20 protein-coding genes are annotated in these 23,612 nt (G+C 70.0%); 3 read left to right on the top strand and 17 right to left on the bottom strand.

All coding sequences use genetic code 11. The features are described from left to right. Positions 1-9 precede the first annotated feature (9 nt). From ruvX to ACNYS0_RS32900, 4 genes are read right to left on the bottom strand one after another with little or no spacing between them, the layout of a single operon-like run. Positions 10-474 (bottom strand): Holliday junction resolvase RuvX, encoded by a 465-nt coding sequence (ruvX, locus tag ACNYS0_RS32915; RefSeq protein ID WP_326014249.1) that lies wholly within the window; start codon positions 472-474, stop codon positions 10-12. After that, positions 474-3,146, bottom strand: coding sequence for an alanine--tRNA ligase (gene alaS, locus ACNYS0_RS32910; RefSeq protein ID WP_422478802.1), 2,673 nt, complete (start codon positions 3,144-3,146; stop codon positions 474-476). Before alaS ends, ruvX begins: the two co-directional genes overlap by 1 nt. After that, positions 3,146-3,511 (bottom strand): DUF6167 family protein, encoded by a 366-nt coding sequence (locus tag ACNYS0_RS32905; protein ID WP_422478800.1) that lies wholly within the window; start codon positions 3,509-3,511, stop codon positions 3,146-3,148. The genes alaS and ACNYS0_RS32905 overlap by 1 nt, the downstream gene beginning before the upstream one ends. A gap of 8 nt (positions 3,512-3,519) precedes the next feature. Further along, positions 3,520-3,966: a DUF948 domain-containing protein gene (locus ACNYS0_RS32900; RefSeq protein WP_385763044.1), complete on the bottom strand. Its 447-nt coding sequence runs from the start codon at positions 3,964-3,966 to the stop codon at positions 3,520-3,522. 185 nt (positions 3,967-4,151) lie between these two features. On the opposite strand from ACNYS0_RS32900, the gene ACNYS0_RS32895 reads away from it, so the two are divergent. Beyond that, complete coding sequence (locus ACNYS0_RS32895) at positions 4,152-6,395, top strand: ATP-binding protein (protein ID WP_422478798.1); 2,244 nt, start codon at positions 4,152-4,154, stop codon at positions 6,393-6,395. 54 nt (positions 6,396-6,449) lie between these two features. Here ACNYS0_RS32895 and rpsD read toward each other — a convergent pair whose 3' ends face one another. From rpsD to ACNYS0_RS32870, 5 genes are all read right to left on the bottom strand, one after another. Then, positions 6,450-7,064, bottom strand: coding sequence for a 30S ribosomal protein S4 (gene rpsD / locus ACNYS0_RS32890; RefSeq protein ID WP_327664298.1), 615 nt, complete (start codon positions 7,062-7,064; stop codon positions 6,450-6,452). Between the two features lie 360 nt (positions 7,065-7,424). Beyond that, positions 7,425-8,792 (bottom strand): replication-associated recombination protein A, encoded by a 1,368-nt coding sequence (locus tag ACNYS0_RS32885; RefSeq protein WP_422478796.1) that lies wholly within the window; start codon positions 8,790-8,792, stop codon positions 7,425-7,427. A 60-nt stretch (positions 8,793-8,852) separates the two neighbouring features. Next, entirely contained in the window at positions 8,853-9,494 is a 642-nt protein-coding gene (locus ACNYS0_RS32880; RefSeq protein WP_422430028.1) for a vitamin K epoxide reductase family protein, read from the bottom strand. A 173-nt stretch (positions 9,495-9,667) separates the two neighbouring features. Then, positions 9,668-10,930 carry a histidine--tRNA ligase gene (hisS, locus tag ACNYS0_RS32875; protein ID WP_422478794.1) on the bottom strand — a complete coding sequence of 421 codons (1,263 nt, stop codon included), beginning with the start codon at positions 10,928-10,930 and terminating at the stop codon, positions 9,668-9,670. A 13-nt stretch (positions 10,931-10,943) separates the two neighbouring features. Then, the gene (locus ACNYS0_RS32870; RefSeq protein WP_422478792.1) at positions 10,944-11,654 is read right to left on the bottom strand and encodes an MBL fold metallo-hydrolase; all 711 of its coding nucleotides are present in this window, start codon (positions 11,652-11,654) and stop codon (positions 10,944-10,946) included. 152 nt (positions 11,655-11,806) lie between these two features. Here ACNYS0_RS32870 and ACNYS0_RS32865 point away from each other — a divergent pair, with 152 nt between their 5' ends. Further along, positions 11,807-12,586, top strand: coding sequence for a peptidylprolyl isomerase (locus ACNYS0_RS32865; RefSeq protein ID WP_422478790.1), 780 nt, complete (start codon positions 11,807-11,809; stop codon positions 12,584-12,586). 203 nt (positions 12,587-12,789) lie between these two features. Further along, the gene (locus ACNYS0_RS32860; protein ID WP_422478788.1) at positions 12,790-14,022 is read left to right on the top strand and encodes a DUF349 domain-containing protein; all 1,233 of its coding nucleotides are present in this window, start codon (positions 12,790-12,792) and stop codon (positions 14,020-14,022) included. Positions 14,023-14,142: 120 nt separating this feature from the next. Here ACNYS0_RS32860 and ACNYS0_RS32855 read toward each other — a convergent pair whose 3' ends face one another. The 8 genes from ACNYS0_RS32855 to ruvC all read right to left on the bottom strand — a co-directional run bounded on the left by ACNYS0_RS32855 (position 14,143) and on the right by ruvC (position 23,561). Beyond that, positions 14,143-16,665, bottom strand: a complete 2,523-nt coding sequence (locus ACNYS0_RS32855) for a RelA/SpoT family protein (protein WP_422478786.1) — start codon at positions 16,663-16,665, stop codon at positions 14,143-14,145. A 170-nt stretch (positions 16,666-16,835) separates the two neighbouring features. Next, positions 16,836-17,375, bottom strand: coding sequence for an adenine phosphoribosyltransferase (locus ACNYS0_RS32850; protein WP_422478784.1), 540 nt, complete (start codon positions 17,373-17,375; stop codon positions 16,836-16,838). Positions 17,376-17,529: 154 nt separating this feature from the next. Further along, positions 17,530-18,666: a protein translocase subunit SecF gene (secF, locus tag ACNYS0_RS32845; RefSeq protein ID WP_422478782.1), complete on the bottom strand. Its 1,137-nt coding sequence runs from the start codon at positions 18,664-18,666 to the stop codon at positions 17,530-17,532. A gap of 1 nt (position 18,667) precedes the next feature. Then, the gene (gene secD / locus ACNYS0_RS32840) at positions 18,668-20,422 is read right to left on the bottom strand and encodes a protein translocase subunit SecD (RefSeq protein WP_422482843.1); all 1,755 of its coding nucleotides are present in this window, start codon (positions 20,420-20,422) and stop codon (positions 18,668-18,670) included. 140 nt (positions 20,423-20,562) lie between these two features. Then, a complete protein-coding gene (gene yajC / locus ACNYS0_RS32835; protein ID WP_422478780.1) occupies positions 20,563-21,078 on the bottom strand; it encodes a preprotein translocase subunit YajC in 516 nt (171 codons plus the stop codon). A gap of 164 nt (positions 21,079-21,242) precedes the next feature. Then, the gene (ruvB, locus tag ACNYS0_RS32830; RefSeq protein WP_385763020.1) at positions 21,243-22,322 is read right to left on the bottom strand and encodes a Holliday junction branch migration DNA helicase RuvB; all 1,080 of its coding nucleotides are present in this window, start codon (positions 22,320-22,322) and stop codon (positions 21,243-21,245) included. 46 nt (positions 22,323-22,368) lie between these two features. Continuing rightward, the gene (gene ruvA, locus ACNYS0_RS32825) at positions 22,369-22,980 is read right to left on the bottom strand and encodes a Holliday junction branch migration protein RuvA (protein WP_422478778.1); all 612 of its coding nucleotides are present in this window, start codon (positions 22,978-22,980) and stop codon (positions 22,369-22,371) included. Then, the gene (ruvC, locus tag ACNYS0_RS32820) at positions 22,977-23,561 is read right to left on the bottom strand and encodes a crossover junction endodeoxyribonuclease RuvC (protein ID WP_422478776.1); all 585 of its coding nucleotides are present in this window, start codon (positions 23,559-23,561) and stop codon (positions 22,977-22,979) included. Before ruvC ends, ruvA begins: the two co-directional genes overlap by 4 nt. Positions 23,562-23,612 lie beyond the last annotated feature (51 nt).

The following is a 23,612-nucleotide window of genomic DNA, read 5'->3' as shown; positions in this document are numbered from 1 at the left end:
GTATCGCGATCAGACAACCACTTCGACGCCCTCGCCGGGAGCGGTTCCTGACGCCCGTTCGGACTCCAGGGCCTGCTGGAGGATGATGACCGCGGCCGCCTGGTCGATGACAGAGCGGCCCTTTTTGGACTTAACGCCGCTGGCGCGCAGTCCCTGACTGGCCGTCACTGTGGTCATCCTCTCGTCGAGAAGTCTCACCGGAACGGGTGCCACGCCTCGGGCGAGTTCCTGGGCGAAGCCGCGGACCTTGGCGGCCGCGGGACCCTCGCCGCCCTTGAGGGAGCGAGGGAGCCCGACGACGATCTCGATCGGCTCGTACTCCTCCACGATCTGCTTCAGACGGCGGTGGGCGGCCGGGACGTCGCGTCCCGGCACGGTCTCCACCGGAGTCGCGAGGATCCCGTCGGGGTCGCAGGACGCGACCCCGATCCGGGCGTCCCCGACGTCGATCGCCAAGCGGCGGCCTCGGCGCATCAGTTCGCGGTCTCCGCCACGAGGCGCTCGACGGCGTCGATGGCCTCACCGATCGCGGCCGGGTTCTGACCGCCGCCCTGCGCGACGTCCGGCTTGCCGCCGCCACCGCCGCCGAGGGTCTTCGCGGCCGTACGGACCAGGTCGCCGGCCTTGAGGCCGCGGTCGCGCGCGGCGTCGTTGGTGGCGATGACCGTGAGCGGCTTGCCGTTGGCCGTGGTGAAGAGCGCGACGACCGCGGGGCGGCCGCCCTGGATGCGGCCGCGCACGTCGAGGACCAGCTTGCGCAGGTCGTCGGCGGACGTGCCGTCCGGGACCTGGCCGGTGACGACGGCGACGCCGCGGACGTCCTTGGCGGAGTCGGCGAGACCGGCGGCGGCCTGGAGGACCTTCTCCGCGCGGAACTTCTCGATCTCCTTCTCGGCGTCCTTGAGCTTGCCGAGCATCGCGGAGATCTTGTCGGGCAGCTCCTCGGAGCGGCCCTTGATCAGCTCCTGGAGCTGGGCGACGACCGTGTGCTCCTTGGCGAGGAAGTTGTACGCGTCGACGCCGACGAGGGCCTCGATGCGGCGCACGCCGGAGCCGATGGAGGACTCGCCGAGCAGCTTCACCAGGCCGAGCTGGGCGGTGTTGTGCACGTGCGTGCCGCCGCACAGCTCCTTGGAGAAGTCGCCCATGGTGACGACGCGGACCCGCTCGCCGTACTTCTCGCCGAACTCGGCGATGGCACCCTGCTTCTTGGCCTCGTCGATCGACATGACCTCGGCGTGCACATCGAGCTCGCGCGCCAGGACCTCGTTGATCTTCTGCTCCACGTCGGTCATCACGGCCGTCGGAACGGCGGACGGCGAACCGAAGTCGAAGCGGAAGCGGCCCGGCTGGTTCTCGGAACCGGCCTGCGCGGCCGTCGGGCCGAGCGCGTCGCGCAGCGCCTGGTGCGTGAGGTGCGTGGCGGAGTGGGCGCGGGCGATGGCGCGGCGGCGCGCCACGTCGATGATCGCCTGGGCCGGGGCACCGACGGTCACCTCGCCGACCTGGACGACGCCCTTGTGGACGTAGACGCCGGGGACCGGCTTCTGGCAGTCGCGGACCTCGACGACCGCGCCGTTGTCCAGCTTGATGCGGCCGGTGTCGCCGATCTGGCCGCCGCCCTCGGCGTAGAACGGGGTGCGGTCGAGCACGACCTCCACCTCGTCGCCCTCGGTGGCGGCGGGCGAGGAGACGCCGTTGACCAGCAGGCCGACGACGCGGGACTCGCCCTCGGTCGAGGCGTAGCCGATGAAGTCCGTGGCACCGGCGGCGTCCGCGATCTCGCGGTACGCGCCGACGTTGACGTGGCCGGTCTTCTTGGCCTGGGCGTCCGCCTTGGCGCGCTCCCGCTGCTCCTTCATCAGGCGCCGGAAGCCGTCCTCGTCCACGGAGAGGCCCTGCTCGGCGGCCATCTCCAGGGTGAGGTCGATCGGGAAGCCCCACGTGTCGTGGAGCAGGAACGCCTTGTCGCCGGCGAGGACCGACTTGCCGGCGGCCTTCGTCTCGGTGACGGCGGTGTCCAGGATGTTCGTGCCGCCCTTGAGGGCCTTGAGGAACGCGGCCTCCTCGGCGAGCGCGACCTGCTCGATGCGCTTGCGGTCGGTGATCAGCTCCGGGTACTGCTGCCCCATCGTGTCGATCACGACGTCGAGCAGCTCCTGCACGACGGGACCGGTGGCGCCGAGGATGCGCATGTTGCGGATGGCGCGGCGCATGATGCGGCGCAGCACGTAGCCGCGGCCCTCGTTGCCGGGCGTGACGCCGTCGCCGATGAGCATCGTCGAGGTGCGCATGTGGTCGGCGACGACGCGCAGCGAGACGTCCGACTCGTGCTTGTCGCCGTAACCGACGCCGGTCAGCTCGGTGGCCTTGTCGATGACGACGCGCAGGGTGTCCGTCTCGTACATGTTCTGTACGCCCTGGAGGATCATCGCGAGGCGCTCGAGGCCGAGACCCGTGTCGATGTTCTGCGACGGCAGGTCGCCGAGGATCTCGAAGTCCTCCTTCGACGTGCCGGCGCCGCGCTCGTACTGCATGAAGACCAGGTTCCAGATCTCCACGTAGCGCTCGTCGTTGACGATCGGGCCGCCCTCTTCGCCGAACTCGGGGCCGCGGTCGTAATTGATCTCGGAGCACGGGCCGCAGGGGCCGGGGACGCCCATGGACCAGAAGTTGTCCTTCTTGCCGAGGCGCTGGATGCGTTCCTTCGGCACGCCGACGACCTCGTGCCAGATCCGCTCGGCCTCGTCGTCGTCGAGGTAGACGGTGATCCAGAGCTTCTCGGGCTCCAGGCCGTAGCCACCGTCCGCCACGGAGCTGGTGAGCAGCTCCCAGGCGTACTTGATGGCGCCTTCCTTGAAGTAGTCGCCGAAGGAGAAGTTGCCGCACATCTGGAAGAACGTGCCGTGCCGGGTGGTCTTGCCGACCTCTTCGATGTCCGGCGTGCGCACGCACTTCTGGACCGAAGTGGCGCGCGGCGCGGGCGGCTTGACCTCGCCCAGGAAGTAGGGCTTGAACGGGACCATGCCCGCGGGGACGAGCAGCAGAGTCGGGTCGTCCGCGATGAGCGACGCCGAGGGCACGACCTTGTGGCCACGCTCCTCGAAGAAGCTCAGCCAGCGGCGACGGATTTCAGCCGACTCCATCAGTGGTCCTCATTCCGATTGTTGATCGAGTACCTGGTGTTCTCGAGGTACTTGGGTTGCTTGGTGTGAACGGCCTTCGTGGTGAAGGTGTTCTGGATGACCGCGAAGCGGCGCTGCGGCAGCTCGGCGGGATCCGGCTGCTCGTTGATGCCGAGGGCGTCGCCCAGTTCGGCCTCGCGCTCCGCCATGTTGTCGCGGACGTCGAGGGCGAAGCCCTTGAGCTTGTGGCCCGCCTCGACGGCCTTGTTGGCGGCCTGCGCGGCGAGCGACTCCGGCGTCAGCTGCTTGAGCTTGCGGTTGACCTTGGTGGTGGCCCATACGCCGGCGGCTGCGCCCGCGGTGAACCAGAACGTACGGCGGAACATGTATGCGGTCAGTCCCTCTTGTTCCGGTTGGCCCGCTTGGCCCGCCGCGCCTCGGGGAGCGTGCGCCCCACGATCACGGTACGGCGCGACTCCTTGGCGGGCGCGTCCTTGCCCCGGCCACCGATGGCCCGGCGCACTCCGTAGCCGAACGCGGCCACCTTGACCAGCGGGCCGCCGAAGGTGGAGGCCACGGTGGAGGAGAGCGCCGACGCGTTCGAGGTGACTTCCTGGACGTCCGAGGCGATCGAGTCGACGCGGTCGATCTGGGTCTGCGCGGAGCGGACCGCGGCGGAGGCGTCGGCGAGCAGCGGGACGGCCTGTTCGGTCACGTCCGCGACCAGCTTGGTGGTCGCCCTGAGCGTCTGGGCCAGCCTCACGAGCGCCACCGCGAGGAAGGAGACCAGGATCGCCCAGAAGACAGCCACCAGAATCCCGGCAACCTCTCCACCGGACACTTGGCACCGCTCCCTAGCTCTGTGCGAAAGCCCTGTGCGAAAGCACAGCTGCTGAACATCGAAAAGTCGTCCCCCGAGCCTATCGCGCCCGACCCCGCGCTCCGTACCGCATTCGCGTCCCGAGCGGCGGACATTCGACGATGCGATTGTACGGACCGCACACGCGTGAGTACGCTCTGTGCCCCATGCGACGCTCTTCGCGCCCCACTGATGTCCCCGCCGGTCCCCCACAACCCGGCAACCTCCCCCACGAACTCAATCGTTTCGTCGGCCGTGCCGCCGAACTCACGGCGCTGGCGGCGGCCCTGGAGGCGGGCCGCCTGGTCACGGTCACCGGGGTCGGCGGCGTCGGCAAGTCCCGCTTCGCCGCGCATGCCGCCGCCCGGGTCCCGCGGTCCCTGTGTCCCGACGGGGTGTGGCGGGTGGAGCTGGCGACCGTGCGGCTGCCGGAGCTCGTCGAGTACACGCTCGCCGAGGCCCTCGGCCTCACCGATCACACCACCCGCGCCCCGCGCCAGGTCCTCGTGGACCACCTCGCCGAGCGCCGGCTCGTCCTCGTCGTCGACGGGTTCGAACACCTCGTCGACTCGTGCGCCTCTCTCATACGGGACCTGCTGCGCGCGGCGCCGGGGCTCCGGGTGCTCGCGGTGGGCCGCAGACCGCTCGCCGTCGACGGGGAGCAGGTGTTCCCGCTCGCCCCGCTGACGCCGGCCGACGCGGCGGAGCTGTTCACCGACCGGGCCGCGGCGCTGCTGCCCGACTTCCGGCTTGACGGGCGCACGCTGGTCGACGTGCTGGAGGTGTGCCGGCGCCTGGACGGTCTGCCGCTCGCGGTGGAACTCGCCGCCGGGCGGCTGCGGGTCCTTTCGCCGCCGCAGCTGATGGAGCGGCTCGACGACCGGTTCCGGTTGTTGCGGGGCGGCGGCCGCGACGTGTTGCCGCGGCATCAGACGCTGCGCACCACGATCGGCTGGAGCCATGAACTGTGCACGCCCCAGGAGCGGTTGCTGTGGGCGCGCCTCTCGGTGTTCTCCGGCTCGTTCGACCTGGAGGCGGCGGAGTACGTGTGCGGGGGCGAGGGCCTGCCCGCGGACGACGTCATCGACGTCATCGACGAGCTGCTCGCGCAGTCCGTGCTCGTCCGCGAGGAGGTCCGGGGCGAGGTGCGCTACCGGATGCTCGACACGGTGCGCGCGTACGGGGCCGAGTGGCTGGACGCCCTGGGCGACGGCCGCCGGATGCGGCGCAGGCACCGCGACTGGTACATGGGCCTGGCCACCTGGTGCGAGCTGGACTGGTTCTCGCCGCGGCAGGGCGAGGTGGCCTCCCGGATCGAGGCGGAGCTGCCGAATCTGCGCGCCGCCCTCGAACACTGCCTGACCGAACCGGGCGAGGCGCATCTGGGCCAGTACCTGGCGGGCACGCTCTGGTTCTACTGGGCGGGCTGCGGGCGGCTCTCCGAGGGACGGCACTGGCTGGACCGCAGCGTCGGCCTGGACGTCGAGTTCGACGACGGCGACGTCTGTCCGGGTGGCGGTGACGAGTCCATGGAGTACGCGGCCTCGCGCCTCAAGGCGCTGTGGGTGCTCGGCTACGTCGCGATCCTTCAGGGCGACACGGTGCCCGCGCTCGCCGCGTTGCAGGAGTGCCGCGAGGAGGCGGAGCGCACCGGCGACGCCACGGCGCTCGCGTACGCGGTGCACCGCACCGGGTGCCTGGCCCTGGTCAGCGACGACCTGCCGCGCGCCGAGGACCTGCTGCGCACCGCGCTGTCCAGCTACCGGGAGATCGGCGAGCTCAACAGCAACGTCCTGATGGGTCAGGTCGAGCTGGCGATGGCGCTCGCGTTCCAGGGCGATCTGGCGGAGGCGGTCGCGCTGTGCGCGGACGTACGGCAGGTGTGCGAGGACCACGGGGAGCGCTGGACCCTCGCGTACGCGCTCTATGTGCTGGCGTACGCGCAGTGGACGGAAGGCGGTCACGGGCAGGCCCGCGTGCTGCTCGACGAGTGCCTGGCGATCGACCACGAGTTCCGCGATCTGCTGGGCACCGTGCTCTCCCTTGAGCTGCTCGCCCTGGTCACGGTCGAGGAGGGGGACGCAGCCGAGGCGGCGGTGCTCCAGGGGGCGGCGGCCCGGATGTGGTCCTCCGTGGGGCTGCCGCTGTTCGGCTCGGCCCACTACAACGCGCCGCACGAACTGTGCGAGGTGCGGGCGCGGCAGTCGCTCGGTGACGCCAGGTTCGCCGAACTCGCGCGCGCGGGCGAGCAGTTGGAGCAGGAAGAAGCGGTGTCCCGGGCGCTCAGCCGCGGCGGTCGCCGGCGGGTGGCCGCGGCGGTACCGCATCCGGCCCGCCCCGCGGAGCCGGTCAGGGAGAAACGCGAACCCGCCGCCTCCCGCACCTGGAAGGGCGGGGAGACGGCGGGCTGAAACGCAGGTGGTACTGCGTCCGCTCTCCCGCGAGGGAGACTCCGGTGAGGGAGATCAGCGGGCGTAGTACTCGACGACGAGCTGCTCGTCGCAGATCACGGGGATCTCCTTGCGGTTCGGGTCACGGTCCAGGCGGAAGGCCAGGGCCTTCAGGTTCACCTGGAGGTAACGCGGGGTCTCGCCCTCGGGGGCGAAGCCACCCTCACGCGCGACCTGGAACAGCGGCTTGTTGCGGCTGCGCTCGCGGACCATGACGACGTCGTCCGGCTTCACGCGGAAGGACGGCTTGTCGACCTTCTGGCCGTTGACCTCGATGTGGCCGTGAACGACCATCTGACGGGCCTGGTAGATCGTGCGGGCGATGCCCGAACGGAGAACCAGGGCGTCGAGACGACGCTCGAGCTCGATGACGAGCGCCTCACCCGTCTTGCCCTCGACCTTCTTGGCGCGGTCGTAGGCGCGGGCGATCTGCTTCTCGCTCAGGTCGTACTGAGCGCGCAGACGCTGCTTCTCGAGCAGACGGACCTTGTAGTCCGAGTTCTGCTTGCGGCCGCGGCCGTGCTCGCCCGGCGGGTAGGGGCGGGCCTCGAAGTACTTGACGGCCTTCGGGGTCAGCGCGATACCGAGGGCACGCGACTTCTTGACCTTGGGGCGGGACTGGTTCGGCATGAACCAAACACCTCGTGTTTCTGATGCGAATACGGCTTCACCAGGGTTCGGGGAGGTCGCAATCCGCAGCCCGGGAAACCCCACCGCTGTCCTTGCGGACGGCAGGGCAGCCGCTCCCAGGTCTGGGCACATACGTGCAGCACGCGAGTGGCCCACCGACCGGGCTCCGGGCCCTTGCGGGCCGGGCTGGTGGTGGGCTGCCCGCGACACCTTCGACGGTGCGCGACGCTCCTGGATCTCCTGTGCCGTACGGCGAACGCACGGTTCGGGGGATCCGGCTTGATGTCCCGCTCTGGTGGTGCCGGTTTCCCTTTCGGGATCCCGGGCACGGGACACAGCACTTCGGGGCAGTCTACCGGATCAGTCGGACCCCTCGCCGCCAGGGCCGCCGAGCCGCTCGCGGACCCGCTCCACCACGTCCGCGTACCGGGCCTCCGCCCCGTAGCGCGTCGGCTGGTAGTAGCGGCGGCCCGCTATCGCGTCCGGCGCGTACTGCTGGGCCGCGATGCCGCCGGGCACATCGTGCGGATACACATAGCCCTGCGCGTGGCCCAGCTTGGCGGCGCCCTTGTAGTGCCCGTCGCGCAGGTGCGGCGGGACGGGGCCCGCCAGGCCCTTGCGGACGTCCTCCATGGCGGCGCCGATCGCGGTCGTCGCCGCGTTGGACTTCGGGGCCAGGGCGAGGGCGATCGTCGCGTGGCTGAGGGTGAGCGCGGCCTCCGGGAAGCCGATCATCGCGACGGCCTGGGCGGCGGCGACGGCGGTCGGCAGGGCCGTCGGGTCGGCGAGGCCGATGTCCTCGCTCGCGGAGATCATCAGGCGGCGCGCGATGAAGCGGGGGTCCTCGCCGGCCTCGATCATGCGGGCCAGATAGTGCAGCGCCGCGTCCACGTCCGAGCCGCGGATGGACTTGATGAGGGCGCTCGCCACGTCGTAGTGCTGGTCCCCGTCCCGGTCGTAGGTGACCGCCGCGCGGTTCACCGACTCCTCGACGCTTTCGAGGGTGATGCTCTCCTCGCCCTTGGCGATGGCCGCTCCGGCCGCCGCCTCCAGGGCGGTGAGCGCACGCCGGGCGTCTCCGCCGGCCACCCGCAGGATGTGTTCCTCCGCGTCCTCGGCGAGCGTCACCGCGCCGGCGAGACCGCGCTCCTCGGTGAGCGCACGCGCGAGCAGTCCGCGCAGGTCGTCGTCGGTGAGGGATTCGAGGGTGAGCAGCAGGGAGCGGGACAGGAGCGGGGAGATCACCGAGAAGTACGGGTTCTCCGTGGTCGCCGCGATCAGCGTCACCCAGCGGTTCTCCACGGCGGGCAGCAGCGAGTCCTGCTGGGCCTTGCTGAAGCGGTGGATCTCGTCGAGGAAGAGGACGGTGTCCTTGCCGTGGGCACCCAGGGCGCGGCGGGCGCCCTCGATGACGGCGCGGACCTCCTTGACGCCCGCGGTGATCGCGGACAGCTCCACGAACCGCTTGTTCGTCGCCTTGGACACCACGTACGCGAGCGTGGTCTTGCCGATGCCGGGCGGGCCCCAGAGGATCACCGAGGAGGCGCCCGCGGGGCCCGAGCCGCCATCGCCGACCAGCCGGCGCAGCGGCGAACCCTGCTTGAGCAGGTGCTGCTGGCCGACGACCTCGTCGAGGGTGCGCGGGCGCATCCGAACGGCCAGGGGGCTCGCGGTCGGGTCCTTCTCCTGGCGCTCTTCGGCTGCGGCGGTGAACAGGTCGGCTTCCACGGTCAAAACCCTAAGTCACGCCACTGACAACGCGACGGGCGCGGGCCGGTCGGGCCCCGCTCAGGCCCAGAGCGAGGCGCCCCAGCGCGTGAAGATCAGCACGGCGATGATGCCGATGTGCAGCACCGGCAGGGCCCAGGTGAAGTCCTCGAAGAACGTCCTGACCGGGCGCGGCGCGGGCAGGAAACCGTTGCGGATGTTGGAGGACGTGACGTACCAGAACATGATGATCGTGGCGACCCAGGCCAGGCAGCACCACAGGCACAGCGCGTTGATCCGGTACAGGGACTGGAACTGGAGCCAGGAGACGAAGCAGACGCCGAAGAGGCAGCCGAAGTTGAAGGTCAGCCAGTACCAGCGCGGGAACCGCGCACGGGCCAGCAGGCTCATGCCGACGCCGATCACGATGGCGTAGGTGACGAGGCCGAGCCACGGGTTCGGGAAGCCGAAGGCCGTCGCCTGGTCGCTCTTCATGATGTTGCCGCAGGAGATGACCGGGTTCAGGGAGCAGCCCGGCGTGAAGTTCGGGTCCTCGGCCAGCTTCAGCTTGTCGAGGGTGATGATCCACGAGGCGAGCAGCCCGGCCGCCCCTGTGATCACCAGAAGCAGCCCGAAGGCCCGGCTGCCGCCGACGGATCGCGGTGCGGGGTCGGCACCGGTGTCACGGGAGACGGTGTCACTTGCTGTCGTCGTCTTGCTCATCACGCCGATCCGTAGGTGAGTACGCGAGTGGGGGTGCTGCGGTGGTCATTCTGCCGCACCCGCGCCGGGGTCCACCGTTCGTTGGGCATAAGCATGTACGCCTCAGGGGGCGGAATTGTTCGAGCCCCCGGAAACCTGTTCCGGGGGCTCGAACATCAACTGTGTAAATCGGCCTACTTCAGCTTCGCGGTGAGCACGCCGACGATGTCGTCGACCGCGACGGCGTCCTGCTCGCCGGACTCCATGTCCTTGAGCTGCACGACGCCCTCGGCCAGGTCCCGCTCACCGGCGACGAGCGTGAACCGCGCGCCGGACCGGTTGGCGTTCTTCATGGCGCCCTTGAGGCCCTTGCCGCCGAAGGAGAAGTCCGCCGAGATCCCGGCCTTGCGCAGCTCGGTCACCTTGGCGAACAGCACGCGCCGCGCCTCGTCGCCGAGCGGCACCGCGAACACGCTGGTGGTGGCGGGCAGCGCGAGCTCGACGCCCTCCGCCTGGAGCGCCAGGACCGTACGGTCCACGCCGAGCGCCCAGCCGACGGACGGCAGCGAGGGGCCGCCGATCATCTCGGAGAGGCCGTCGTAGCGGCCGCCGCCGCCCACCGCGGACTGCGAGCCGAGGCCGTCGTGGACGAACTCGAAGGTGGTGCGGGTGTAGTAGTCCAGGCCGCGGACCAGCTTCTCGTCGTCCTCGAAGGCGACGCCCTCGGCGGTGAGGAGTTCGCGCACCTGCTCGTGGTACGCCTTGCAGGCGTCGCACAGGTAGTCGCGGAGCAGCGGCGCGTCCGTGAGCTGCTTCTGCACGTCGGGCCGCTTGTCGTCGAGGACGCGCAGCGGGTTGATGTCGGCGCGGCGCAGCGTGTCCTCGTCGAGGTCGAGTCCGCGCAGGAAGGTCTGGAGCGCCTCCCGGTACACCGGGCGGCACTCCTTGTCGCCCAGCGAGTTGAGCAGGATGCGGAAGTTGCGCAGCCCGAGCGAGCGGTACGCCTGATCGGCCAGGATGATCAACTCGGCGTCCAGGGCCGGGTCCTCTGCGCCGATCGCCTCGGCGCCCACCTGGGAGAAGTGCCGGTAGCGGCCCTTCTGGGGGCGCTCGTAGCGGTAGTACGAGCCCGAGTACCAGAGCTTGACCGGGAGGTTGCCGGCCTTGTGGAGGTTGGCCTCCAGGGCGGCGCGCAGCACGGAAGCGGTGCCCTCGGGACGCAGCGCGAGCCGGTCGCCGCCCTTGGTCTCGAAGGCGTACATCTCCTTGGTGACGATGTCCGTGGACTCGCCGACACCGCGCGCGAAGAGCTCGACGTTCTCGAAGCCGGGCGTCTCGATGTAGCCGTAGCCGGAGTTCCGCAGCGGCGCGGAGATCGCCTCGCGGACCGCGAGGTACGTCGCGGAGTCCGGCGGAAGCAGGTCGTAGGTGCCCTTGGGGGCCTGGAAGGTACTCACGGGAGGTTTCTCGTCACATTCCTCGTCGGGGGCCCTCGGTGGAGGGTCCCTGGCCGGCGGCCACCTGCCGCAGATACGGGTTGGTGGCGCGCTCCTGGCCGATGGTCGTCTGGGAGCCGTGTCCGGACAGCACCACGGTCGAGTCGTCGAGCGGCAGGCACACACGGCCCAGCGATTCGAGCATGTCGTCCATGGAGCCACCGGGAAGGTCGGTGCGTCCGATGGAGCCGGCGAAGAGCAGATCGCCCGAGAAGAAGACGGACGGGATGTCCGCCGCCTCGGGCATCTGGAAGGTCACCGACCCCTTGGTATGGCCCGGCGCGTGCGCGACGGTGAAGTCGAGCCCGGCGAGCTTCAACTGCGCGCCGTTGGACAGCTCCCGCACGTCGTCCGGCTCCCCCACCGTCAGCTCGCCCATCAGCGGCATGCCGATGGAACGGCCGATGCCCTTCTCCGGGTCGCTCATCATGTAGCGGTCCTCGGGGTGGATCCAGGCCGGGACGTCGTGCGCCCCGCAGACCGGGACGACCGAGGCGACGTGGTCGATGTGCCCGTGCGTGAGGACGACCGCCACCGGCTTGAGGCGGTGCTTCTTGAGCGCTTCCTCGACTCCCTGGGCGGCCTGGTGGCCGGGGTCGATGATCACGCACTCCTCACCCGCGGCGGGGGCAACCAGATAACAGTTGGTGCCCCAGGCTCCGGCGGGGAACCCGGCAATCAGCACAATCGTCCTTCGTAGGTCGTGGAATGTCGTCCAAACAGAATGCGGCGGATCAGAGCCTACCGGCGCGGCCGATTCCACAGCGAACCCATATACGGTACGGGGCACTATCAGGGGCCCGTAGAAGGTCACGAGACGTACGAGGAGAAGACCCGGTGGTCAGCAAGGATCAGCGGCAGCGTCAGCTCGCCCGGGAGAAGTTCCTGCGCCAGCAGCAGCGGCGCGAGTCCGCGCGACGCAAGGCGCGCACCCGCAACACCGTGATCGCCTCCGTGCTCGCGGTGGCCGTCCTCGGCACGGGCGGCGCGTACGCCGCCGGGGCGTTCAGCGGTGACGGCAAGAAGGACACCTCCAGCGCGAAGGAGAGCCCGTCGCCCTCGCCGAGCAAGAAGGCGTCGGAGCCCAAGATGGCGATCGACAAGAAGGCCAAGTACGACATGGCCTTCAAGACGAGCGCCGGCGACATCACGATCGCGATGGACGCGGCGAAGACCCCGCACACGGTGAACTCGTTCAAGCACCTCGCGGACAAGGGCTTCTTCGACGGGACGAAGTGCCACCGCCTCACCACCAAGGGCATCTACGTCCTCCAGTGCGGCGACCCGGAGGGCACCGGCGCGGGCGGCCCCGGCTACACGATCCCCGACGAGAACCTGAAGGGGCTCGGCAAGCCGGCCAAGGACGGCTCGGTGACCTACAAGGCGGGCACGGTGGCGATGGCCAACACCGGACAGCCGAACTCGGGTGGCAGCCAGTTCTTCCTGGTCTACAAGGACAGCAAGCTGACGCCCACGTACACGCCCGTCGGCACGATGGACGCGAAGGGCCTCAAGGTCGTCCAGGACGTCGCCGCGAAGGGCGTCGCCGGTGGCTCGCAGGACGGGGCGCCGAAGCAGGCCGTCAAGGTCAGCAAGGCGACGGTCGGCAAGGAGTGAGGCCACAGGGCCGCCCCACGCGCGCGTAGGCGCGGAATTGTGCCGCGCTGAGTGCGGACAGTGGGGCGGCCGGTCGCCTAGATTGGCTTCGTGCGGCGCGGATTCGAGCCGCGTTGTGGAGGGCGGGCCGGGCCCGCCAGGAAACTGTGGACGATGCCCCGGGGTGGGACACCCCCGCGCAGGCATCATGTGGAGGAGGCGCTGTGAGCAGCGACCCGTGGGGCCGCGTCGACGAGACGGGGACCGTGTACGTGCGTAATGCCGACGGCACCGAGCGTGAGGTCGGTTCGTGGAAGGCGGGGTCCCCTGACGAGGCCCTGGCCTACTTCAAGCGCAAGTACGACGGCCTGGTCGTCGAGATCGGGCTCCTCGAACGCCGGGTGAAGACGACCGACCTGTCGGCCAAGGACGCCATGACGGCGATCGAGCACCTGCGCGCGCAGGTCACGGACGCCCACGCGATCGGCGATCTGGACGCGCTCGGCAAGCGGCTCGACAAGCTGGTGGAGACCGTCGAGGCCCGCCGCGAGGAGCGCAAGGTCCAGAAGGCCAAGCAGTCCGACGAGGCCCGGCACGCCAAGGAGGCGCTGGTCGTCGAGGCGGAGGAGCTGGCCCAGTCCGAGCAGTGGCGGGCGGCCGGCGAGCGGCTGCGCGCCCTGGTGGACACCTGGAAGGGGCTGCCGCGCCTGGACCGCAAGTCGGACGACGAGCTGTGGCACCGCTTCTCGCACGCCCGCTCGGCGTTCTCCAAGCGCCGCAAGGCCCACTTCGCCTCGCTGGACGCGCAGCGCGAGGAGGCCCGCAAGACCAAGGAGAAGCTGGTCGCCGAGGCCGAGTCGCTGTCGAACTCGACGGACTGGGGGGCCACGGCCGCCCGTTACCGCGATCTGATGACGGACTGGAAGGCCGCGGGCCGCGCCCAGCGCGAGCACGAGGACGACCTGTGGAACCGCTTCCGCGGCGCCCAGGACATCTTCTTCGCGGCCCGCAGCGCGGTGTTCGCTGAGCGCGACGCCGAGCAGGGCGAGAACCTCAAGCTCAAGGAGGCGCTCGCCGACGAGGCCGAGAAGCTGCTGCCGATCGGGGACCTGAAGTCGGCGCGCGCCGCGTTCCGCTCGATCAACGAGCGGTGGGAGGCCATCGGTCACGTCCCGCGGGACGCCCGGCCGAAGGTGGAGGGCCGGATGCACGCCGTGGAGCGCGCCATCCAGGAGTCCGAGGAAGCCGAGTGGCGTCGCACGAACCCGGAGGCACGCGCGCGTGCGGAGGGCCTCACCGGCCAGTTGCAGGCGGCGGTGGACAAGCTCACGGGTCAGATCGAGCAGGCTCGTGCCCAGGGCAACAACTCCAAGGCGGACAAGCTTCAGAAGGAGCTGGACGGCCGTCAGGCGTTGCTGGACCAGGCGGTGAAGGGCTTGCACGAGTTCGGGGGCTGAGCCTCCGCCTCCGGCCGGAACGTGGGAACGGCCCCCGAGCACTGTGCTCGGGGGCCGTTCCCACGTCTCGGGGCTCTGCCCCGGACCCCGCGCCTCAATCGCCGGCGGGGCTTGATACACCTACGGGCGGCGTGCGGATGTCACCCGGTACACGTCGTACACGCCCTCCACGCCGCGCACCGCCTTCAAGACATGGCCCAGGTGCTTCGGATCGCCCATTTCGAACGTGAAGCGGGACGTGGCCACCCGGTCGCGGGACGTCTGGACCGCCGCGGACAGGATGTTCACGTGCTGGTCCGACAGGACCCGGGTCACGTCCGACAGGAGCCGCGAGCGGTCCAGGGCCTCGACCTGTATGGCGACCAGGAAGACGGACGACTGGGTGGGGGCCCACTCGACCTCGAGGATGCGCTCCGGCTCGCGGGACAGCGAGTCCACGTTGACGCAGTCGCTGCGGTGAACCGATACGCCGCTGCCGCGCGTGACGAAGCCGATGATCGGGTCGCCGGGCACCGGCGTGCAGCAGCGCGCCAGCTTCACCCAGACGTCGTCGACGCCCTTGACCACCACGCCCGGGTCCGCGTTCGACCGGCGCTTGGAGCGGCCGCGCGAGGGCGGTGCGCTCTCGGCGATGTCCTCGTTGGCCGCCTCCTCGCCGCCGAGCGCCTGCACGAGCTTCTGCACGACGGACTGCGCCGTGACGTGGCCCTCGCCTATGGCGGCGTACAGGGACGAGATGTCCGGGTAGCGCATCTCGTGCGCGAGCGTGACGAGCGAGTCGCCCGTCAGGATCCGCTGGATCGGCAGGTTCTGCTTGCGCATGGCCCGCGCGATGGCGTCCTTGCCCTGCTCGATGGCCTCCTCGCGGCGCTCCTTGGAGAACCACGCCCGGATCTTGTTGCGCGCACGCGGCGACTTCACGAAGCCGAGCCAGTCGCGGGACGGGCCCGCGCCCTGGGCCTTGGAGGTGAAGACCTCCACCAGGTCGCCGTTGTCCAGGGTCGATTCGAGCGGGACCAGGCGTCCGTTGACGCGTGCTCCTATGGTCCGGTGGCCGACCTCCGTGTGGACCGCGTACGAGAAGTCCACCGGGGTGGCCCCGGCCGGGAGCGCTATGACGTCGCCCTTCGGCGTGAAGACGAAGACCTCGTTGCGGGAGAGGTCGAAACGCAGCGACTCCAGGAACTCGCCCGGGTCCTCGGTCTCCTTCTGCCAGTCCAGCAACTGGCGCAGCCACGCCATGTCGTTGAGGTGGTCGTCCTTGCCCTTGCCGGACGACTTCGGCGCGTCGGTGCGCACCTTGGAGGCGCCGGCGACGGCCTCCTGCTTGTACTTCCAGTGCGCGGCGATGCCGTACTCGGCACGGCGGTGCATGTCGAACGTACGGATCTGGAGCTCGACGGGCTTGCCGTTGGGGCCGATCACCGTCGTGTGCAGCGACTGGTACATGTTGAACTTGGGCATCGCGATGTAGTCCTTGAACCGCCCCGGAACCGGGTTCCAGCGGGCGTGGACGGTGCCCAGTGCCGCGTAGCAGTCGCGGACCGTGTCGACGAGGACGCGGATGCCCACCAGGTCGTAGATCTCCGCGAAGTCACGGCCGCGGACGATCATCTTCTGGTAGACGCTGTAGTAGTGCTTCGGGCGTCCGGTGACGGTCGCCTTGATGCGGGCCGCGCGCAGGTCGGACTGCACCTCGTCGGTCACTATGGCCAGGTACTCGTCGCGCTTGGGCGCGCGCTCGGCCACGAGCCGCACGATCTCGTCGTACATCTTGGGGTAGAGGATCGCGAAGGCGAGGTCCTCCAGCTCCCACTTGATGGTGTTCATGCCCAGGCGGTGCGCCAGCGGAGCGTAGATCTCCAGCGTCTCGCGGGCCTTCTTCTCCTGCTTCTCGCGCTTGAGGTAGCGCATCGTGCGCATGTTGTGCAGGCGGTCGGCGAGCTTGATGACCAGGACGCGGGGGTCCTTGGCCATCGCGACGACCATCTTGCGCACCGTCTCTGCCTGCGCGGCCTCGCCGAACTTGACCTTGTCCAGCTTGGTCACGCCGTCGACGAGCAGGGCGACCTGGTCGCCGAAGTCCCGCTTCAGGGTGTCCAGGCCGTACTCGGTGTCCTCGACGGTGTCGTGCAGGAGGCCGGCCATCAGCGTGGCCGGGTCCATGCCCAGCTCGGCGAGGATCGTCGTCACGGCGAGCGGGTGCGTGATGTACGGGTCGCCGCTCTTGCGCTTCTGGCCGCGGTGCCAGCGCTCGGCGACCTGGTAGGCGCGCTCGACCTGGCGCAGCGTGGACGTCTCGATCTTCGGGTCGTTGCTGCGCACTATCCGCAGCAGCGGCTCCAGGACCGGGTTGTACGGGTTCGAGCGCTGCACGCCGAGGCGGGCGAGGCGGGCGCGGACGCGGTTGGAGGAGCCGGAGCGCGACGCCGGCTGGTTCGCGGCGGCGCGGATCGCGGGCGGCGGCGTGGGGCGCGGCTGGTTGGCGGGAGGCTTGGTGCGCGGCTGCTCGGCCGCCGTGCCGCTCGGCGGCGCAGGCCTCGCCGCCTTCGCGTCCTTCTCGGGCGCACGGGAGGGAGCCGCGGCGCGCGTGGCCTGTTCGTCATGCGTGGCGGCGGAGAGTGGCTTGGCCTCGTCTGGCAACGGCGCTCCTCGTGCGCGACGGGTCCCCCGTTCAGGTCCCGGAGAGCCCATGGTATCGATCCGGCGTCCTCGGCTCGCCCTGGGCCGACGGGACGTCTTCGTACTGGTGAAACACCAGAGGCGGGCACCGGATTCCTCCGGGCCCGCCGCCAGGGCTGTGAGCTGCGGTTTTACACCACGAGCAGGGCGTCGAGCGGCGCGCCCCGAAGTGTGGATTCCAGTCGTCCGCGGCCGGGCAGAAAACCCAGTTCCATGAGGACGGCGCAGCCCGCGACCTCGGCGCCGGCCCGGCGGATCAGATGCACCGCGGCCTCGGCGGTGCCGCCGGTGGCCAGCACGTCGTCGATCACCATGACGCGGTCCTCGGCACCGAGGTCCTCGGCGTGCACCTCGATCTCGGCGGAGCCGTACTCAAGGTCGTACGACTGCGCGAGCGTCGCACCGGGGAGCTTGCCCGCCTTGCGTACGGGGATGAACCCGAGGCCCGCACGGATCGCGACGGGGGCGCCCAGGATGAAGCCGCGCGCCTCCAGGCCGACGATCTTCGTGGCGCCGTTGCGGACACAGAGCTCCGCGAGCGTGTCGGTGAGGGCCGTGAAGGCCGCCGGGTCCGCGAGCAGCGGCGTGATGTCCTTGAACAGGACGCCGGGCTCCGGATAGTCCTGCACATCGCGGATGCGGCTGAGGAGCAGCTCCTTGATGTCGGTCATTTCTGCACCTCAGCGAGTATGTGAAGAGTTTTTCCAGAAGATTCGACCGCTTTGCGGCGACCGCCAACCCTAGCAGCCGCGGCTGTCGGGGAACGCCAAGGGCGCCAGGGCCTCGAAGGCTCCTGGCGCCCTTGTGACGACCTGCGGGACCGGCTCAGCGGCGCTTGCCCGAGGGGCGGCCGCGACCGCGGTTGCGGGCCGGCTGGCTGCGCGGACCCGAGGCCGTGGAACCGGCGCCCGCGGGGGCGGCGTCCTCCGGGTCGGTCTCCGCCTCCAGCGAGCCGTCGGCCTGGTGGCCCACGACGGCCGTGTCGGCCTTCGCCGCGGCGGCGGACCGCTTGGCGAGCACCCGCTTCTTGAGCGCCTTCATCTTCGGCTCGCGCTCCTTGAGGTCGGCGACCAGCGGAGTGGCGATGAAGATCGACGAGTACGCACCGGCGGCGAGGCCCACGAAGAGCGACAGGGAGATGTCGTTCAGCATGCCCGCGCCGAGGAAGCCGCCGCCGATGAACAGCAGGCCACCGACCGGCAGGAGCGCCACGACCGTGGTGTTGATCGAGCGCACCAGGGTGCTGTTGATCGACCGGTTGGCGACCTCGCTGTACGTCCAGCGGGTCTGCTTCTCCAGCCCCTTCGTCTGCTCCTTGAGCGAGTCGAAGACGACGACCGTGTCGTAGAGCGAATAACCGAGGATGGTCAGCAGACCGATCACCGTGCCCTGCGTGACCTCGAAGCCCACCAGGGCGTAGATCCCGACGGTGATCGTGATGTCGTGGATGAGCGCGACGAGTGCCGCCACCGCCATCCGCCACTCGAAGGCGATCGCCAGATAGATCACGACGAGGACCATGAAGATGGCCAGGCCCTGCCACGCCTTGTTGGCGATCGACGCGCCCCAACTGGGGCCCACCAGGTCGGCGTTGATGTCGTCGGCCTTGATGTCCATGTCCTTGGACAGCTCGGCCTTGACCTGGTCCGACTTGGCGGTGTCGACGCCCGCGACCTGGATGCGCAGACCGCCCGAGCCGAGCTCCTGGACGACCGCCGGGTGACCCGAGGCCTCCACCGCGTACTCCTCGGCCTTCTGGGCCGAGACGCTGGTCTTGGGCGTCGTGAAGATCGCGCCGCCCTCGAACTCGATGCCCATGTTCAGGCCGCGCACCCCGAGGCCGACGATGGCCGTGATGGTGATGAGGATCGAGACGCCGTACCAGATCATGCGCTTGCCGATGAAGTCGTAACCGACCTCACCGCGGTACAGCCTGGCGCCGAGATTGCCCAGCTTCGACATCTCACGCCTCCTTCGGGTCGACAGGGCGGGTGGCGCGGCGGGTGCGACGCAGCGGGGGCTGCACGCCGAGGCGCTTCGGGTCGAGGCCGGACCACTTGTGCCCGCCCGTGAAGAACTTCGTGCGGGCCAGGAGCGTCATCAGCGGCTTCGTGAAGAGGAAGACCACGACGATGTCGAGCAGGGTGGTCAGGCCGAGCGTGAACGCGAAGCCCTGCACCTTGCCGACGGTCACGATGTAGAGCACCGCGGCCGCGAGGAACGACACGAAGTCGGAGACCAGGATGGTGCGTCGGGCCCGCGGCCAGGCGCGCTCCACCGCGGGACGCACGGAGCGTCCCTCTCTGATCTCGTCCCGGATGCGTTCGAAGTACACGATGAACGAGTCCGCGGTGATACCGATGGCCACGATGGCACCGCAGACGGCCGGCAGGTTCAGCGCGAAGCCGATGGCCGGGCCGAGCAGCGTCATCAGCGTGTACGTGAGGATGCCGGAGGTCAGCAGGGAGGCCAGGGCGACGAGCGACAGGCCCCGGTAGTAGACGACCAAGTAGATGATGACCAGCGCGAGGCCGATGGCGCCCGCGATCAGGCCGGCGTCGAGCTGCTCACCGCCGAGCGCGGCGGTCACCGAGGTGACGCTCTGCTCGTGGAAGGTCAGCGGCAGGGCACCGTAGGACAGCACGTTCGCGAGGTCCTGGGCGGACTCCTGGGTGAAGGAGCCGGAGATCTCGGCGTTCTGGCTCAGGGTGGAGCTGACGCTGGGGGCGGAGACCACGTCGCCGTCGAGCACGATGGCGAACTGGTTCATCGGCGACTGCTGGCTCTTGAGCTTGCTGGTCGTCGCGGCGAACTTCTTCGATCCCGCGCCCGTGAACTCCATGTTCACGACCCACTGACCGGACTGCTGGTTGATGGTCGCCTGGGACTTCTTGACGTCCTTGCCGCCCACCTCGGACGGGCCGAGGATGTACTTCTGCCACTGTCCCTGGCTCTGACCGCAGGCAATGATCGGGTCCGAGGACTTCGCACCCTCGTTGATCTTGGTGCGGGCCGCCTTGTCCGTGCAGTCGAGCTGCATGAACTTCTTCTGGAGCGCGGCGGTCGCCGGGTCGGTGCTGGGGCTCGGGGCCGCCTTCGCCTCGTCACCGCTCTTCGCGGAGGCGCTCGGCGTCGCGTCGGCCTTGAGGCTGTCGGTGACGGCGCGGCCCTGCGTCGTGGCGCTGGGCGTCGGCGTGGCCGTCGACTTGTCGGTCGCCTTGTCCGGGCCGGTGGTCTTGTCGGTCGCCTTGCCGCCGGTCGAGGCGCTCGGGGACGGGGTGGCCGACTTGTCGCCCTTGCCGGCGGGCTGGCCGGCGGTCATCGTGAGCACGGGACGGAAGTAGAGCTGCGCGGTCGTACCGACCTGCTCGCGAGCCTGCTTCTCGTTCGTCCCTCGCGGGATGTTGACGATGATGTTGCTCTTGCCCTGCGTCTGGACCTCGGCCTCGGAGACACCCATGCCGTTGACACGGCGGTTGATGATGTCCGCCGCCGTGTCCATGTTGGTCTTGTTGATCGCGTTGGGCTTGCCCGGCTCGTTCTTGGCCTCCAGCGTGATGCTGGTGCCGCCCGCGAGGTCGATGCCAAGGCGCGGGGTGAACGTGCCGGAGGCGAACATCCCCCCGACGAGCGCGACCATGATGATCACGATCAGGCCCAGGGCGCGCCCCGGCTTCGACTGGGCACCTGCCCCTCGGCTCTTCTTAGGTGTGGCCACCTTCTCGTACTCCCTCTCCATCCGTCCGGCATCGGGGTTGGGTGCCAGGACGGCCATGAAATGGTCGAGAGTCCGCGCGGATCACGCACGGACAGGAACCGCGGGGCACATCGAGCGGTCACCCCACGGTTCCGGCCGTACTACTTCGCGTCGGACTCGCCGTCGGTCTTCTTCACCTCGGCGTCGTCGGCCTTCTCGACCTTCTCGGCCTCGACCTTCTCGGCCTTGTCGGCTTCGGCGTCCTCGGCAGGCTCGTCCTTCTTGCCGAGGTCGATGCGCGAGTCGTCGGCGGCGGTCTCGTCGGTCTCGGTGAGGGAGGACGCGTCGTCCGGCACGACGGCGTCGTTGGTCAGTTCATCATCACCAACGACTTCCTCGCCGTGGACGATGCGGTTGTACTCGTCATCGGTGAGCACGGCACCGATGGCGTTCTTCGCGAACATGAGGTGGACCCCGGGGCCGGCGTCGAGAAGGACCGCGTCGTCGTGGACCTCCTTGACCGTGGCGTACATGCCCCCGATCGTGCGGACGCCGGAACCGGGCTGCATCTCATTGCGCATGTCCGCGGCTTGCTTCTGCTTCTTCTTGGCAGACCGGGTCATCAGGAACATAGCCCCGATGAGCACAATGAACGGGAGGAGGGTCACAGGACTCACGGGTAGGAACTTCCTTCATTCGGCCGCGTCGAGATGCGGCCGTGTCGATGATGGGGTATCACGCCACCGTAATGGCGACGTCGGCGGAGTCTAAGCGAGTCCGCACGGTGGGAACAACGCTCAGCATGGCACCGGGGTTCCAGCCCCGGCGACTACGCGCGCCGTCATGCCCCGAAGAGGTCTTGTTGTCCGCCTGCCCCAGGTCTCCCTTGGGGTGCGGTGAGTCCCAGGTGGGCCCACGCGGCGGGAGTCGCCACACGTCCCCTGGGGGTGCGCGCCAGAAGCCCCTCTCTGACGAGGAAGGGCTCGGCGACCTCTTCCACCGTCTCACGCTCCTCCCCCACGGCGACGGCGAGTGTCGAAAGTCCTACGGGTCCGCCGCTGAACAGCTTGAGCAGGGCTTCGAGGACGGCGCGGTCCAGGCGGTCGAGGCCGCGGCCGTCCACCTCGTAGACGCCGAGGGCGGCGGAGGCGATGTCCCTGTCGATCTGCCCGTCGGCCTTGACCTGCGCGTAGTCGCGGACGCGGCGCAGCAGGCGGTTGGCGATGCGGGGGGTGCCGCGGGAGCGCCCGGCGATCTCGGCGGCGCCCGCTGTGTCGATCTCCACATCGAGGAGGCTCGCCGAGCGGTGGATCACCCGCTCCAGCTCGGGAGGCCCGTAGAACTCCATGTGCGCGGTGAAGCCGAAGCGGTCGCGCAGCGGCGGCGGCAGCAGGCCCGCGCGCGTGGTCGCGCCGACGAGGGTGAAGGGCGGCAGCTCCAGCGGGATGGCGGTGGCGCCGGGGCCCTTGCCGACGATGACGTCGACACGGAAGTCCTCCATCGCCATGTAGAGCATCTCCTCGGCGGGCCGCGACATCCGGTGGATCTCGTCGAGGAAGAGGACCTCGCCCTCCTGGAGCGAGGAGAGGATCGCCGCGAGGTCGCCCGCGTGCTGGATCGCGGGTCCTGACGTGATGCGGATCGGGGCGCCCATCTCGGCCGCGATGATCATGGAGAGGGTGGTCTTGCCGAGGCCGGGGGCGCCGGAGAGCAGGACGTGGTCGGCGGTGGCGCCACGCGCGCGGGCGGCGCGCAGGACCAGGTCGAGCTGTTCCCTGACCTTCTCCTGGCCGATGAACTCGCCCAGGTCCTTGGGGCGCAGCGCCGCCTCTACGGCCTGGTCCTCGGTGTCGGCGGACGCACCGACGAGCCGGTCGGCCTGCGGCGTCGCGGCGTCGTCGGTGGTCTCGTCCCAGTTCATGTGTGGTGCCTCGCGTTACGGGTGGGGGCGGGTGGCGGCCGGGTGGCTAGCGGGTGCGGTTGAGGGTTTGCAGGGCCGCCTTCAGGAGCTGGCCCACCTGCGGCGTGCCCTCGGCGGCCTCGGCCTGCGGGGCGACCGTGTCGACCGCCTCGTCGGCCTCGCGGGTGGCGTAGCCGAGGCCGATCAGCGCGGCGTGCAGCTGTTCGCGCCAGCCGTTCGTGACGGCCGTGCCGATGGCCGGGCCGCCCGTGCCGAGGGGCTCGCCGAGCCGGTCCTTCAGCTCGAGGAGCAGCTTCTGAGCGCCCTTCTTGCCGATGCCGGGGACGGCGGTGAGCGACTTCTCGTCGCCGGTGGAGACCGCTCTGCGCAGCGCGTCCGGGCTGTGCACGGCGAGCATCGCCTGGGCCAGGCGCGGGCCGACCCCGCTCGCGGTCTGGAGCAGCTCGAACGTCTGCTTCTCGTCGTCGTCCGCGAAGCCGTACAGGGTGAGCGAGTCCTCGCGCACGACCAGGGAGGTGGCGAGCTTGGCCTGCTGGCCGATGCGGAGCGTGGACAGCGTGTTCGGCGTGCACTGGAGGGCCATGCCGACACCACCCACCTCGACCACCGCGGCGTCGGGGGCGAGGGCGGCGACGGGGCCGCTGACGAAGGCGATCATGCGGTACGGCCTTTCGGTGCGTGGGCCGCGCGGGCGGCGCGGGAAGCGGGGGTTGCCTTGGGCGCCTGGGCCGTGTGCCGGGCGACGGCCTGCTGGAGTCTGTTCTGCGCGGGGGCGCGCCAGATGTGGCAGATGGCGAGGGCGAGCGCGTCGGCGGCGTCGGCCGGCTTGGGCGGTGCGTCGAGCCGGAGCAGCCGCGTCACCATGGCGCCCACCTGTGCCTTGTCGGCGCGGCCCGAGCCCGTGACGGCGGCCTTGACCTCGCTGGGCGTGTGCAGCGCCACGGGGATGCCGCGGCGCGAGGCGCACAGCATGGCGACGGCGCTGGCCTGGGCGGTGCCCATCACCGTACTGACGTTGTGCTGGCTGAACACCCGCTCCACGGCGAGGACTTCGGGCCGGTGCTCGTCGAGCCACTGCTCGATGCCCTGCTCGATGGCGACGAGGCGGTGGCCCAACTCGGCGTCCGGGGGCGTCCGTACGACACCGACGCCGCGCATGGTCAACGGCCGTCCCGCGACGCCCTCGACGACGCCGACACCGCAGCGGGTGAGCCCTGGGTCGACCCCCAGTACACGCATGCGCGCCCCCTCCCGACCGCGAGTGATCTTCGAACGTCCTCCAGGCTATCC

Source organism: Streptomyces anthophorae, assembly GCF_049310305.1.
Taxonomy (GTDB): domain Bacteria; phylum Actinomycetota; class Actinomycetes; order Streptomycetales; family Streptomycetaceae; genus Streptomyces.
Note: the sequence above shows the minus strand (reverse complement) of the source record. Positions and strands in the feature narration are given on the sequence as shown.

Bases quoted from the DNA above. Each gene is read 5' to 3' on its own strand.
- ruvC (WP_422478776.1), bottom strand. From the start codon at position 23,561: ATGCGTGTACTGGGGGTCGACCCAGGGCTCACCCGCTGCGGTGTCGGC.
- ruvA (WP_422478778.1), bottom strand. From the start codon at position 22,980: ATGATCGCCTTCGTCAGCGGCCCCGTCGCCGCCCTCGCCCCCGACGCC.
- rpsD (WP_327664298.1), bottom strand. From the start codon at position 7,064: ATGCCGAACCAGTCCCGCCCCAAGGTCAAGAAGTCGCGTGCCCTCGGT.
- ruvX (WP_326014249.1), bottom strand. From the start codon at position 474: ATGCGCCGAGGCCGCCGCTTGGCGATCGACGTCGGGGACGCCCGGATC.
- ACNYS0_RS32850 (WP_422478784.1), bottom strand. From the start codon at position 17,375: ATGACCGACATCAAGGAGCTGCTCCTCAGCCGCATCCGCGATGTGCAG.
- secF (WP_422478782.1), bottom strand. From the start codon at position 18,666: ATGTCGAAGCTGGGCAATCTCGGCGCCAGGCTGTACCGCGGTGAGGTC.
- alaS (WP_422478802.1), bottom strand. From the start codon at position 3,146: ATGGAGTCGGCTGAAATCCGTCGCCGCTGGCTGAGCTTCTTCGAGGAG.
- ACNYS0_RS32895 (WP_422478798.1), top strand. From the start codon at position 4,152: ATGCGACGCTCTTCGCGCCCCACTGATGTCCCCGCCGGTCCCCCACAA.
- ACNYS0_RS32880 (WP_422430028.1), bottom strand. From the start codon at position 9,494: ATGAGCAAGACGACGACAGCAAGTGACACCGTCTCCCGTGACACCGGT.
- ruvB (WP_385763020.1), bottom strand. From the start codon at position 22,322: ATGAACTGGGACGAGACCACCGACGACGCCGCGACGCCGCAGGCCGAC.
- ACNYS0_RS32905 (WP_422478800.1), bottom strand. From the start codon at position 3,511: ATGTTCCGCCGTACGTTCTGGTTCACCGCGGGCGCAGCCGCCGGCGTA.